Genomic DNA, 13,207 nt, shown 5'->3' with positions numbered 1-13,207 from the left:
GCCGCAGATTGCCCTACAATGCGCACCATCATGCCCGTCACCCGCCTTCATCTGCTCATCCCTTTCGCGCTGCCGTCCGCAGCCGACGCCTCCACCGCCCTGCACGACCTTCAGACGCCCGCCTTCGACAAGCTCGTCGCCCGCGCGACCCTCGTCGAGCGCGTGATCGGCGAGGACTTCCAGCGAACGTTGCCGCATGAGCGATGGGTGGCGCGCCAGTTCGGCGCATTAGCGGGTTCAAGCGCGGGTTCAAGCGCGGGTTCAAGCACGGGTTCAAGCACGGGTTCAAGCACGGATTCAAGCGCGGGTACAAGCGAGCGTTCAAGCGCGGCCGGCTCCGCCGACGACGAAGCCCCGCTCGCCCCCTACATGTTGCTCGCCGACGGCGGCGATCCGGGCACGGCAAGCTGGGCCTGCGTGCAGCCGGTCCACGTGCGCATCGCGCACGACCACCTCGTGCTGATCGACCCCGCATCGCTCGAGCTTTCCGACGACGATGCGGCGACGCTGCTCGCCCTCGCCCGTCCGCTGATCGAAGAGCTCGGCGTACGCATCGAAGCGCCGCAACCGTCGCGCTGGTATCTGTCGAGCAACGAATTCAGCACGCTCGCCGGCGCATCGCCGCTGCGCGCGAGCGGCCGCAACATCGAGATCTGGCTGCCGCACGAAGCGCACAGCGGCGAACGCTCGCGCGCATGGATGAAGCTGCAGAACGAAGTGCAGATGGCCTGGTTCGAACATCCGGTCAACGAAGCACGCGAAGCGCGCGGACTGCCCGCGGTCAACTCGATCTGGTTTCACGCGCAGGGCGTCGCGCGCGCGGTAACGAGTCCGTTCGCGCGTGTGCTGTCCGATGCCGTGGCGACGCGCGGTCTCGCGCTCGCCGCGCATGCGGCCGTCGGCGCGCCCGCGCAATCGTTCGCGCAAATGCTGCAGGCGCAAGCGCATGCAGCCGGTGCGTCGACCGATGCCAGATCCGCCACGCTCGTCGAACTCGATCCGTTTTCGACGCCCTACCTCTCGCAGGACTGGGCCAGCTGGAACACCGCCTTCGCCGCGCTCGAGCGCGACTGGTTCGCCCCCGCGCTCGCCGCGCTCGAAGCAGGCGAACTCGCCGAACTCGGTCTCACGCTGTGTGGCGACACGGGCTCGGTCACGCTCGCCGTGACGCGCGGCGATCTGCGCAAGTTCTGGCGGCGGCGCCTGTTCGCCTCGCTTTTCATCGAATGATCGCCCTTCGAATGATCACCCTTCTATTCGCAGGCCGCGCCGGCCTCGCCGTCACCGCATGATCCGCATCGTTACCCGCGCGTGCCCGCCCGCCGACGCCGAAGCCCTCACCCGTCACGGTCTGCATCCGGTGCTGGCGCGGCTGTACGCCGCACGCGGCGTGTGCCTGCCCGATGAAATCGAAACGGGTCTCGCGCGCCTCGTGCCGCCGGCCGCGCTGCACGGCTGCGACAAGGCCGCCGCGCTGCTCGCCGAGGCGCTCGAAGCAGGCCGCCGCATGCTCGTCGTCGCCGACTACGACTGCGATGGCGCGACCGCCTGCGCCGTTGCCGTGCGCGGCTTGCGCATGTTCGGCGCGCAGATCGAGTACCTCGTGCCGAACCGCTTCGAATACGGCTACGGCCTCACGCCCGAGATCGTCGCGCTCGCCGCTGCGCGCGCGGGCGGCAAGCCCGATCTGCTGATCACGGTCGACAACGGCATTGCGAGCGTCGACGGCGTCGCCGCGGCGAACGCGCTCGGCATCGACGTGCTCGTCACCGACCATCACCTGCCCGGCGACGCGTTGCCCGCCGCGCGCGCGATCGTCAATCCGAACCAGCCCGGCTGCGCGTTTCCGAGCAAAAGCCTGGCAGGCGTCGGCGTGATGTTCTACGTGCTGCTCGCGTTGCGCGCCGAACTGCGCAAGCGCGGCGCCTTCAACGACGCGCGCCCCGAGCCGCGCCTCGACGGACTGCTCGATCTGGTCGCGCTCGGCACGGTCGCCGACGTCGTGAAACTCGACGGCAATAATCGCGTGCTCGTCGCGCAAGGCCTGCAACGGATCCGCAACGGCCGCATGCAGCCCGGCATCGCCGCGCTGTTTCGCGCGGCCGGCCGCGAAGCGCGCAGCGCATCGGGCTTCGATCTCGGCTTCGCGCTCGGCCCGCGGCTCAATGCGGCGGGACGCCTTGCGGACATGTCGCTTGGCATCGAATGCCTGATTACCGACGACGTCGGCCGCGCCTGGCAACTTGCCCAGCAGCTCGACACGATGAACCGCGAGCGCCGCGAAATCGAGGCCGGCATGCAGCAACAGGCGCTCGACGATCTGGCGGCGATCGATCCGGCCGGCGCCACGACCATCACACTGTTCAATGCGAGCTGGCATCAGGGCGTGATCGGCATCGTCGCCGGGCGCCTCAAGGAGAAATTCCACCGTCCGTCCTTCACGTTCGCGCTCGCCGACGACAGCGGCACGATGATCAAAGGCTCGGGCCGTTCGATCGCGGGCTTTCATCTGCGCGATGCGCTCGATCTGATCTCGAAGCGCGAGCCCGATCTGATCGTGCGCTTCGGCGGTCACGCGATGGCGGCCGGCATGACGCTTGCGTCCGCCGACCTGCCGCGCTTTGCAGCCGCCTTCGAAGCGGTCGGCCGCGAGTGGCTCTCCGACGACGCGCTCGCGCGCACGGTCGAGACCGACGGCGACCTCGAAGATGCCTACTTCACGCCGCAATTCGTCGAGATGCTCGAAGCGGCGGTCTGGGGACAGGGCTTTCCGGCACCGCTTTTTTCCGGCGAATTCGAGGTGATGTCGCAGGCACTCGTGAAAGACAAGCATCTGAAGCTGCAACTGATGCGCGGCCGCCAGCGCTTCAACGCGATCTGGTTCAACCACACCGATACGCTGCCGGCGCGCGCGACCGTTGCCTACCGGCTCACGCGCGACACCTGGAACGGCGTGTCGCGCGTGCAGCTGATCGTCGAGCACGCGCTCGGATAATTGCGGCCCTAACGCGCGGCCCCAACGCGCAACCCCAACGCGCAGCCCCAACGCGCCGCGCCAAAGCCCAGCCACCTCGCGTGACGGACACGCGAAATCCGCTGAAAATCCGGCCCGATTCCACGTCGCGCAGGCCGGATCGGGCCGTCGATCGGCTATAATTTCACCTTTTGGCGAATCAAAAGCTCGACATGGAAGCGGAACGTCTCAACGCGATCGAAGCCTCTCTGGCCGACCTGCGCACGCGCGCAGGCGAGCTACGGGGGTATCTTTGACTACGATGCCAAAGCAGTAAGGCTCGTCGAAGTCAACCGGGAACTCGAAGACCCGAACGTCTGGAACGACTCGCAGCACGCGCAGGCGCTCGGTAAGGAAAAGAAGCTGCTCGAAGGCGTGGTCGACGTCCTTTCGTCGCTCGACAACGACTTGCGCGACACGCAAGACCTGTTCGACATGGCGCGCGAAGAAAACGACGAAGCGACGCTCGTCTCGTGCGACGAAGATGTCGCGAAGCTCACCGCGCGCATCGAAGACCTCGAATTCCGCCGGATGTTCTCGAACCCGGCCGACCCGAACAACGCGTTCATCGACATCCAGGCCGGCGCCGGCGGCACCGAAGCGTGCGACTGGGCATCGATGCTGCTGCGCCAGTATCTGCGCTACTGCGAGCGCAAGGGCTTCAAGACCGAAGTGCTCGAAGAATCGGAAGGCGACGTCGCCGGCATCAAGAGCGCGACGATCAAGGTCGAAGGCGAATACGCGTACGGCTTCCTGCGCACCGAAACGGGCATCCATCGCCTCGTGCGCAAGTCGCCGTTCGATTCGTCGGGTGGCCGCCATACGTCGTTTTCGTCGGTATTCGTGTATCCGGAAATCGACGACTCGTTCGAAATCGACATCAATCCGGCCGATCTGCGCATCGACACATTCCGCGCATCGGGCGCCGGCGGTCAGCACATCAACAAGACCGATTCGGCGGTGCGCATCACGCACATGCCGAGCGGCATCGTCGTGCAGTGCCAGAACGACCGCTCGCAGCACCGCAACCGCGCCGAAGCGATGGCCATGCTGAAATCGCGGCTCTACGAAGCGGAAATGCGCAAGCGCCAGTCCGAGCAGGACAAGCTCGAAGCGGGCAAATCGGACGTGGGCTGGGGTCACCAGATCCGCTCGTACGTGCTCGACAACAGCCGCATCAAGGATCTGCGCACGAACGTCGAAATCAGCAACACGAAGAGCGTGCTCGACGGCGACCTCGATGCGTTTATCAGCGCGAGCCTGAAACAGGGTATTTGAATTGCAGCATTCACGGCACGGCATGAAAACCGTGCCGCGTGTTTCGATCGCGGGTGCAATCGAATGATTTCACGGCGCGCCCGCCAGCTTCCCCGCATACCGACCAACATCATGACCGAACCGACGACCCAGACGACCGCCGCGGCCGACGACGACAACCAGATCATCGCCGAACGCCGCGACAAGCTGCGTGCGCTGCGCGAGCAAGGCGTCGCCTATCCGAACGATTTCCAGCCGACCCACCACGCCGCCGAACTGCAGACGCAGTTCGCGGACACCGACAAGGAAGCGCTCGAAGCGCAGGCACTCGGTGTCGCGCTCGCCGGCCGGATGATGCTCAAACGCGTGATGGGCAAGGCGAGCTTCGCGACGGTGCAGGACGGGTCGGGCCAGATCCAGTTCTTCATCACGCCCGCCGACGTCGGCGAAGCGACGTACGAAGCCTTCAAGAAATGGGACCTCGGCGACATCGTCGCCGCGCGCGGCGTGCTGTTTCGCACGAACAAAGGCGAGCTGTCGGTGCGCTGCACGGAACTGCGGCTGCTGTCGAAGGCACTGCGGCCGCTACCCGACAAATTCCACGGCCTCGCCGATCAGGAAATGCGCTACCGCCAGCGCTACGTCGACCTGATCGTCACGCCGGAAACACGCAAGACCTTTACCGCGCGCACGAAGACCATCTCGTCGATCCGCCGCTTCATGTCGGACGCGAACTTCATGGAAGTCGAAACGCCGATGCTGCACCCAATTCCGGGCGGCGCTGCGGCAAAGCCGTTCGTCACGCATCACAACGCGCTCGATATGCAGATGTTCATGCGCATCGCGCCGGAACTGTATCTGAAGCGGCTTATCGTCGGCGGCTTCGAGCGGGTGTTCGAAATCAACCGGAATTTCCGTAACGAGGGCGTGTCGCCGCGCCACAATCCGGAATTCACGATGATGGAGTTCTACGCCGCGTACACGAACTACACGTGGCTCATGGACTTCACCGAACAATTGATTCGTCAGGCCGCGATCGATGCGCTCGGCACTGCGACGATCAGCTATCAGGGGCGCGAGCTCGATCTGTCCCGGCCGTTCCACCGGCTGACGATCACGCAGGCCATTCTGAAACACGCACCGCAATACACCGAGGCGCAACTGTCGGATGCGGCATTCCTGCGCGCGGAAGTGAAGAAATTCGGCGTCGACACGAACGAGCCGAAGTTTCTGAACGCGGGGCTTGGCTCGCTGCAGCTCGCGCTCTTCGAAGAAACGGCGGAAGCGCAGTTGTGGGAGCCGACGTACATCATCGACTATCCGATCGAAGTATCGCCGCTTGCGCGCGCGTCGGATTCGGTCGAAGGCATTACGGAGCGCTTCGAGCTGTTCATCACCGGCCGCGAAATCGCCAACGGTTTCTCGGAGCTCAACGACCCCGAGGACCAGGCGGCGCGTTTTCGCAAACAGGTCGATCAGAAGGACGCCGGCGACGAGGAAGCGATGTACTACGATGCCGACTATATTCGCGCGCTCGAATACGGCATGCCGCCGACCGGCGGCTGCGGCATCGGCATCGACCGGCTCGTGATGCTGATCACCGACAGCCCGAGCATTCGCGACGTGATTCTCTTCCCGCATCTGCGGCGCGAAGACTGAACGCGCGCTTTCACGACTGCGGCACGACTGCGGCATAGCGAAACGCCCGCCTGTGGCTTTGACGCCTGGGCGGGCGTTGTCTTTTGTGCATCGCTTGCTGATCGATTGTAACTATCGGTAAGAAGTGCGGCGACGCGGCAGACGCTGCATTGGATGCACGCTATGCGGCCGTTCATTCGATACAGAACACGTTACAAATTGAAACCATGCCTGCGGGCGGTTGTCGGACACTGTACGCATCATCAATGGTCGACTCTGCCCAAGACGGAGGACAAACATGGACAACCCGAACAACACACCATCTTCGTCACCGCGCCGCTTGCATCCGCTGATCGCTACCGCAGCGGGCGCGGTTATCGTCGCCAGCCTCGCGGCCACGGCCGCCATCACGGGCCTGTTCCCGAAAGCGTCGGGCGACAGCGCGCAATCGAATCAGACGCAATCCGCGCAAATCGCTTCGCAACCCGTCGTCGATACCGCGCAGCAGGCCAATCCGGCGCAGTATGCGCAGCAGCAACAGCAGGCCGCGCAACAAGCCGAGCCGGCGCCTGCTCCGGCCCAGCCGCCAGCTCAGCCTCAATACGGGCAGCAACCGGTGCCTCAGCCACAAACGCAGCCGCAGCCGCAACAGTACGCACCGCCGCAACCGGCGCCCCGCCCCGCCGTGTGTTCGAGTTGCGGCACGGTGATCGCCATTTCGGAAGTCCGCCAGGAAGGCCACGGCACGGGTATCGGCGCGGTCGGCGGCGCAGTCGCGGGCGGCGTGATCGGCAACCAGTTCGGCAGCGGCGGCGGACGGACCGCGATGACCGTGCTCGGCGCGCTTGGCGGTGGTTTCGCCGGCAACTCGGTCGAAAAGCATCTGCGCACGACCACGAGCTACTCGGTACGGGTGCGCATGGAAAACGGCCATATCCGCTACTTCACGTATCATCAGCCGCCGCCGTTCCAGCAAGGCGAGCGCGTACGAATCGAGAACGGTACGCTGGTCGCGGGTTAGCCGGTCAAGCCGCCTCCATGCAAAAAGGCGATTCCCATGGGAATCGCCTTTTTATTTGCCTCGCGCGTGTCGGCGCGTTACGTCTTACCGGCGCGGACCGGGGCGCCGGTCAGTAATCGGCGTCCTCGATCCACGCCGCCTGAATCGCTTCGAGAATCTTCTCGTTCGAGCGGTTCGGGTCGTCGTCGAAACCGTCGAGTTCCATCACCCAGCGATGCAGATCCGTGAACCGCACCTGCTGCGGATCGATATCCGGGTGCTTGTCCGTCAACGCCATCGCGATGTCCTGCGTATCGGTCCACTTCATGGCTGCATGCTCCTGTTAGTGATTTTCCTTCGCGTGATTGATCGAGTAGCGCGGAATCTCGACGACGAGGTCGTCGTTTTCCGGCACGATCGCCTGACACGACAGCCGCGACTCGCGTTCGAGCCCCCACGCCTTGTCGAGCAGGTCGTCTTCGGCTTCCTCCGACGGCTCGAGCGCATCGAAGCCCTCGCGCACGATCACATGACATGTCGTGCACGCGCATGACTTCTCGCACGCATGCTCGATTTCGATGCCGTTCTCGAGCAGCGTGTCGCAAATGCTTTTGCCGGGCACGGCGTCGATGACCGCGCCCTCGGGGCACAGTTCGACGTGAGGCAATACAACGATTTGAGGCATAGAGATTCCGTTTGACGCCGTTCGGCTTTGCGTGCTCAGCGAGCTTCGCACCCGGATGCCGCCCGGCAGCAGCTTCGTTATTTTACTGACAGCGCGGGCGATTTTCGCACGCGCCTCGTGATGTCGCGCGAGGTTCAGATCTCGTCGAGCTTGCGGCCCGCGAGCGCCCGGCGAATGCCCTTGTCCATCCGGCGCGCCGCGAATTCATCGGTGCCGGCGGCCAGCGCTTTGGTCGCCGCTTCGATCGCGTCCGCGTCGTTGCCTGGCGCGACGTTGCGCAGCGCGGCGAGCAGCGTATCGAGAGCGCCGCGCTCGTCTGCGTCGAGCAGATCGGCGTCGGCGGCCAGCGCCGCGTCGGTCGCTTCGACCAGACGCTGCGCCTCCACTTGTGCTTCACGCAGCGCACGGGCGCGCATATCGACTTCGGCGGCGCTGAAGCTGTCTTCGAGCATGCGCGCGATGTCATCGTCGGCGAGACCGTACGACGGCTTGACGACAACCGACGCCTCGACGCCCGAATGCTGCTCGCGCGCGAATACCGACAACAGCCCGTCCGCGTCGACCTGATAGGTCACGCGAATCCGCGCCGCGCCCGCCGCCATCGGCGGAATGCCGCGCAGCTCGAAGCGCGCGAGCGACCGGCAATCCGAGACGAGCTCGCGCTCGCCTTGTACGACATGAATCGCCATCGCGGTCTGGCCGTCCTTGAACGTCGTGAAGTCCTGCGCGCGCGCGACCGGAATCGTCGAATTGCGCGGAATGATCTTTTCGGTCAGGCCGCCCATCGTTTCGACGCCGAGCGACAGCGGAATCACATCGAGCAACAGCCATTCGTCGCCATCGGCGCCGCGGTTGCCGGCGAGCAGATCGGCCTGGATCGCGGCGCCGAGCGCGACGACCTGATCCGGATCGAGATTGATGAGCGGCGGCTGGCCGAAGAACGATTCGACCGCGCGGCGGATCACCGGCATGCGCGTTGCGCCGCCGACGAGCACGACGCCCTTGATGTCGGCCGGCGTCACTTTCGCGTCGCGCAGCGCTTTGCGTGTCGGACCGAGCGTGCGCTGCACGAGAGATTCGGTGATTGCAGCAAACGTCGATTCTTCGATCGTCTGATCGATGCGCACGCCGCTCGCCAACGCGACGTCGACTTTCGCCTGCGCCGCGCCCGACAGCGCTTCCTTCGTCGAACGCACGGTGTCGAGTAACAGGCGGACGTCCTCGGGCGTGAGCGTGTCGCGCGCGACGCCCGCTTGCGCGAGCACGTGACGGAACAACGCATGGTCGAAGTCGTCGCCGCCCAATGCGGAATCGCCGCCAGCGGCGAGCACTTCGAACACGCCCTTGGTCAGCTTCAGGATCGACAGGTCGAACGTGCCGCCGCCAAGATCGAACACGGCGTAAAGCCCTTCGGCGCCGTTATCGAGCCCGTATGCGATCGCCGCGGCGGTCGGTTCGTTGAGCAGGCGCAGCACATTGAGGCCGGCGAGGCGCGCGGCGTCCTTCGTGGCCTGGCGCTGCGCCTCGTCGAAATACGCGGGCACGGTGATCACCGCGCCGACGAGTTCGTCGCCGAGCGTATCCTCGGCGCGCTGACGCAGCGTCGCGAGAATCTCGGCCGACACCTCGACCGGGCTCTTCACGCCATCGATCGTACGGATCTGCACCATGCCGGGCGCGTCGACGAAGTCGTACGGCGCGTTCTCGGCGCCCTCTACTTCGCTCTTGCCGCGCCCCATGAAGCGCTTCACCGACACGATCGTGTTGCGCGGATCGGTCGCCGCTTCGGCCTTCGCCGCGCGGCCGATCCGGCGGCCGCCGTTCTGCAGATAACGGACCACCGAAGGCAACAGCGCGTGGCCTTCCTCATCGGGCAATACATCGGGCACACCACTGCGCACAGCGGCGACGAGAGAATTGGTCGTGCCAAGATCGATACCGACCGCGAGACGCCGCTGGTGCGGCGCGGGCGCCATGCCGGGTTCAGAGATTTGCAGTAAAGCCATCTGGTGTCTTCTTCGGGGAACGTTGCGCCCCGTGCTCGATTATTGGTGTTTGCGGGATGTCGAGACGATGGGCTTAAGGGTTATTTGTTGCGCCTGCCGCTTCGTCACTTGAGTCGATCATTTCAGTACGCGAGTTCGGTTCATCGCTGCGCGGCCACGCTCAATCTTCGAGCTTGCCGATCTGTGAGTCGATTTCCGACGCGACGCGCTCGATAAACATCAACTGCCGCACCGCTTCGCTCGCCGCCTGGTCGGAGCCGCTGTCGAGCAGCGCGGCGAGTTTCGTGAAGCGCACGCGCTCTTCGTCGCGCAGTTCGGCAAGCAAGGCATCGAGTTCGTCGACGTTCTTCGCGGCTGCCGCGTCTTCGATGCGCTCGCGCCATTCCATTTGCTGCATCAGGAACGCCGGCTCCATGGCCGTGTTGTTTTCGGCGCCGACATCGATGCCGCGCAACGACAACAGGTAGGTCGCGCGCTTCAACGGATCGCGCAGCGTCCGGTACGCCTCGTTCGCACGCGTGGCCCATTGCATCGCGATGCGCTTTTGCGCGTCGCCGGCCGCGGCGAAGCGGTCAGGATGCACCTGCGCCTGCACGGTGCGGTACGCGTCGTCGAGCGCCTGCGTGTCGAGTGCAAATTGCGCAGGCAAATGGAACAGATCGAAGTGACTGTCGTTGAGCGATGCCATCAAAATACTTTGTCCGTCGAATTGAAAAAAGGCGGCACAGGCCGCCTTTTCGATCCTACCGGTCCGCTTACACGCGGAACGATTCGCCGCAGCCGCACTCGTCCTTGGCGTTCGGATTGTTGAACTTGAAGCCTTCGTTCAACCCTTCGCGCGCGAAGTCGAGCTCGGTGCCGTCGATATACGCGAGGCTCTTCGGATCCACGACGACCTTCACGCCGTTGCATTCGAACACTTCGTCTTCGGGCGCGAGTTCATCGACGTACTCGAGCTTGTACGCAAGGCCCGAGCAGCCGGTCGTGCGCACGCCGACTCGCAGCCCGACGCCCTTGCCGCGCCGGCTAAGATACTTCTGCACATGTTGTGCTGCTTTTTCGGTCAACGTAATTGCCATAGCGTTTCTCTTTGCGCAGCGCGTTGCTTGCGACGTTACCTGCCGCGTTAACCTGACCTTGCCAGGCGACGCGCTGCGACCTGCCTGCATTCAAACCTTGAGTCTTGATCCCGAATCTCAAGCCGCCTGCTTGTCGCCCGCGGGCGCCGCGCTTTCGCCGGCTTCGCCGCCATGACGGTGCTTGTAGTCGGCGACGGCCGCCTTGATCGCGTCTTCCGCGAGAATCGAGCAGTGAATCTTGACCGGCGGCAGCGCCAGCTCTTCGGCAATCTGCGTGTTCTTGATCTCGAGCGCCTGGTCGAGCGTCTTGCCCTTCACCCATTCGGTAACGAGCGAACTCGATGCGATCGCGGAGCCGCAACCATAGGTCTTGAACTTCGCGTCCTCGATCACGCCATCCGCGCCGACGCGAATCTGCAGCTTCATCACATCGCCGCATGCCGGCGCGCCAACCATGCCGGTGCCGACCGCATCGTCGTCCTTCGAGAAGGAGCCGACGTTGCGCGGGTTTTCGTAGTGGTCCAGAACCTTGTCGCTATAAGCCATGTTTACACTCCTTGATTCGTTTCAAGCCGCCGGTTTCGCGTGCGCTCGCAGCGATCGTTCCGGCGTTTATTTTTCCGACACGCGTTTCGGGCGCGCGTTTGCCGCACCTCAGTGCGCAGCCCACTGAATCGTCGACAGATCGACGCCGTCCTTATGCATTTCCCACAGCGGCGACAGGTCGCGCAGTTTCGCGATCTTCGTATTGAGCAGGTTGATCACGTAATCGACGTCCTGCTCGGTCGTGAAACGGCCAACCGTGAAACGGATCGAGCTATGCGCGAGCTCGTCGTTGCGGCCCAGGGCGCGCAGCACGTACGACGGTTCGAGCGACGCGGACGTGCACGCCGAACCCGACGACACTGCCACATCCTTCACCGCCATGATCAGCGACTCGCCTTCGACGAAGTTGAAGCTGATGTTCAGGTTGTGCGGCACACGGCTTTCCATGTCGCCGTTCACATACACTTCCTCGATTTGCGACAGGCCGCGCAGCAGACGGTCGCGCAGCATGCGAATGCGCTCGTTCTCCGTCGCCATTTCTTCGCGCGCGATACGGAACGCCTCGCCCATGCCGACGATCTGGTGCGTTGCCAGCGTGCCCGAGCGCATGCCGCGTTCGTGGCCGCCGCCGTGCATCTGCGCTTCGATGCGCACGCGCGGCTTGCGGCGCACGTACAGCGCGCCGATGCCCTTCGGGCCGTACGTCTTGTGCGCCGAAAACGACATCAGGTCCACCTTCAGCTTCTGCAGGTCGATTTCGACCTTGCCCGTAGCCTGCGCGGCATCGACGTGGAAAATGATGCCTTTTTCGCGGCAGATTTCGCCGATCGTCGCGATATCCTGAATCACGCCGATCTCGTTGTTCACGTGCATCACCGACACGAGAATCGTGTCGGGGCGCAGCGCAGCCTTGAAAACTTCGATGTCGATCAGGCCGTCGTCCTTCACGTCCAGATAGGTGACTTCATAACCTTCGCGCTCGAGCTCGCGGCACGTGTCGAGCACGGCCTTGTGCTCGGTCTTCACCGTGATGATGTGCTTGCCCTTGCCCTTGCAGAAGTGCGCGGCACCCTTGATCGCGAGGTTGTCCGATTCGGTCGCGCCCGACGTCCAGATGATTTCGCGCGGGTCCGCGTTGACGAGCGCGGCGACGTTCTCGCGCGCTTCCTCGACTGCATGCTCCGCGTCCCAGCCGTATGCGTGGCTGCGCGATGCAGGGTTGCCGAACTGCTCGCGCAGATACGGGATCATCTTGTCCACCACACGCGGATCGACGGGCGTCGTCGCGCTGTAGTCCATGTAAATGGGCAGGTGGGGAATGTCGTTTTTCATCAATCGCTCCGGGGACATCGTTGCTTTTGGCTACTGGGTTCTTGCGCGAGGACGCCGCGGGACGCTATTCATGCGTCCTTGTCGCGGTGCCCTGCGTCACGCTCAGGAACCAGCCATATTGAAAACAGAATTCGGACCTTTCGGCAGGACCCGCGTCGGCTCGACCGCAGCGGCCTCCGAACGCCTGTCGCGCAGCACGGTGGCCGGCGTTGCTTCGCGCGCGCGCTGCTGATCGACCAGATCTTTCAGCGACACCGAATCGAGGTATTCGACCATCTTCTGGTTCAGCGTGGACCACAGCTCGTGCGTCATGCAGTGGCCGTCGCGCTGCTTCGTGCCTTCGCACGTGCCCTTGCCGCCGCATTGCGTGGCATCGAGCGGCTCGTCGACGGCGATGATGATGTCCGCCACCGTGACGTCTTCCGCGCGCCGCGCGAGGTTGTAACCGCCGCCGGGACCGCGCACGGATTCGACGATCTCGTGACGGCGCAGCTTCCCGAACAACTGCTCGAGATACGACAGGGAAATGTGCTGGCGCTGGCTAATACCTGCAAGCGTCACCGGGCCCTGCTCCTGGCGCAGCGCCAGGTCAATCATCGCCGTAACGGCGAAACGGCCTTTCGTGGTGAGTCTCATGATGTGTGGGAACCG

At 64.3% G+C, this 13,207-nt stretch carries 13 protein-coding genes; 5 read left to right on the top strand and 8 right to left on the bottom strand.

Features of this window, described 5'->3' with window-relative positions; genetic code table 11:
• The first annotated feature begins 18 nt into the window (after positions 1 to 18).
• The 5 genes from BTO02_RS09125 to BTO02_RS09105 all read left to right on the top strand — a co-directional run bounded on the left by BTO02_RS09125 (position 19) and on the right by BTO02_RS09105 (position 6,929).
• Positions 19 to 1,230 carry a regulator gene (locus BTO02_RS09125; RefSeq protein WP_075156768.1) on the top strand — a complete coding sequence of 404 codons (1,212 nt, stop codon included), beginning with the start codon at positions 19 to 21 and terminating at the stop codon, positions 1,228 to 1,230.
• 58 nt (positions 1,231 to 1,288) lie between these two features.
• Positions 1,289 to 2,995: a single-stranded-DNA-specific exonuclease RecJ gene (gene recJ, locus BTO02_RS09120; RefSeq protein ID WP_075156767.1), complete on the top strand. Its 1,707-nt coding sequence runs from the start codon at positions 1,289 to 1,291 to the stop codon at positions 2,993 to 2,995.
• A 191-nt stretch (positions 2,996 to 3,186) separates the two neighbouring features.
• Positions 3,187 to 4,291 (top strand): peptide chain release factor 2 gene (gene prfB / locus BTO02_RS09115; protein WP_156883785.1). Its coding sequence is split into 2 segments (ribosomal slippage): positions 3,187 to 3,267 and positions 3,269 to 4,291, totalling 1,104 coding nucleotides; the frame shifts between segments, so codons are not numbered across the junction.
• A 111-nt stretch (positions 4,292 to 4,402) separates the two neighbouring features.
• Entirely contained in the window at positions 4,403 to 5,929 is a 1,527-nt protein-coding gene (gene lysS / locus BTO02_RS09110) for a lysine--tRNA ligase (protein WP_075156766.1), read from the top strand.
• A 277-nt stretch (positions 5,930 to 6,206) separates the two neighbouring features.
• Positions 6,207 to 6,929, top strand: coding sequence for a glycine zipper 2TM domain-containing protein (locus BTO02_RS09105; RefSeq protein WP_075156765.1), 723 nt, complete (start codon positions 6,207 to 6,209; stop codon positions 6,927 to 6,929).
• 109 nt (positions 6,930 to 7,038) lie between these two features.
• Here the strand turns inward: BTO02_RS09105 and iscX are convergent, their stop codons facing one another.
• The 8 genes from iscX to iscR form a co-directional block, all read right to left on the bottom strand.
• The gene (gene iscX / locus BTO02_RS09100) at positions 7,039 to 7,236 is read right to left on the bottom strand and encodes a Fe-S cluster assembly protein IscX (protein WP_075156764.1); all 198 of its coding nucleotides are present in this window, start codon (positions 7,234 to 7,236) and stop codon (positions 7,039 to 7,041) included.
• Between the two features lie 15 nt (positions 7,237 to 7,251).
• The gene (gene fdx / locus BTO02_RS09095) at positions 7,252 to 7,593 is read right to left on the bottom strand and encodes an ISC system 2Fe-2S type ferredoxin (protein WP_075156763.1); all 342 of its coding nucleotides are present in this window, start codon (positions 7,591 to 7,593) and stop codon (positions 7,252 to 7,254) included.
• Positions 7,594 to 7,727: 134 nt separating this feature from the next.
• Positions 7,728 to 9,599 carry a Fe-S protein assembly chaperone HscA gene (hscA, locus tag BTO02_RS09090; protein WP_075156762.1) on the bottom strand — a complete coding sequence of 624 codons (1,872 nt, stop codon included), beginning with the start codon at positions 9,597 to 9,599 and terminating at the stop codon, positions 7,728 to 7,730.
• A 160-nt stretch (positions 9,600 to 9,759) separates the two neighbouring features.
• Entirely contained in the window at positions 9,760 to 10,287 is a 528-nt protein-coding gene (hscB, locus tag BTO02_RS09085) for a Fe-S protein assembly co-chaperone HscB (protein ID WP_075156761.1), read from the bottom strand.
• A 67-nt stretch (positions 10,288 to 10,354) separates the two neighbouring features.
• The gene (iscA, locus tag BTO02_RS09080) at positions 10,355 to 10,678 is read right to left on the bottom strand and encodes an iron-sulfur cluster assembly protein IscA (RefSeq protein WP_075156760.1); all 324 of its coding nucleotides are present in this window, start codon (positions 10,676 to 10,678) and stop codon (positions 10,355 to 10,357) included.
• A 117-nt stretch (positions 10,679 to 10,795) separates the two neighbouring features.
• Positions 10,796 to 11,224 (bottom strand): Fe-S cluster assembly scaffold IscU, encoded by a 429-nt coding sequence (gene iscU, locus BTO02_RS09075; RefSeq protein WP_075156759.1) that lies wholly within the window; start codon positions 11,222 to 11,224, stop codon positions 10,796 to 10,798.
• Positions 11,225 to 11,332: 108 nt separating this feature from the next.
• Positions 11,333 to 12,556, bottom strand: a complete 1,224-nt coding sequence (locus BTO02_RS09070) for an IscS subfamily cysteine desulfurase (RefSeq protein WP_075156758.1) — start codon at positions 12,554 to 12,556, stop codon at positions 11,333 to 11,335.
• Positions 12,557 to 12,658: 102 nt separating this feature from the next.
• Positions 12,659 to 13,192, bottom strand: coding sequence for a Fe-S cluster assembly transcriptional regulator IscR (iscR, locus tag BTO02_RS09065; RefSeq protein ID WP_075156757.1), 534 nt, complete (start codon positions 13,190 to 13,192; stop codon positions 12,659 to 12,661).
• Positions 13,193 to 13,207 lie beyond the last annotated feature (15 nt).

This window comes from Paraburkholderia sp. SOS3 (assembly GCF_001922345.1).
Lineage (GTDB): Bacteria > Pseudomonadota > Gammaproteobacteria > Burkholderiales > Burkholderiaceae > Paraburkholderia.
This window is presented reverse-complemented; position numbering and strand designations above follow the sequence as displayed.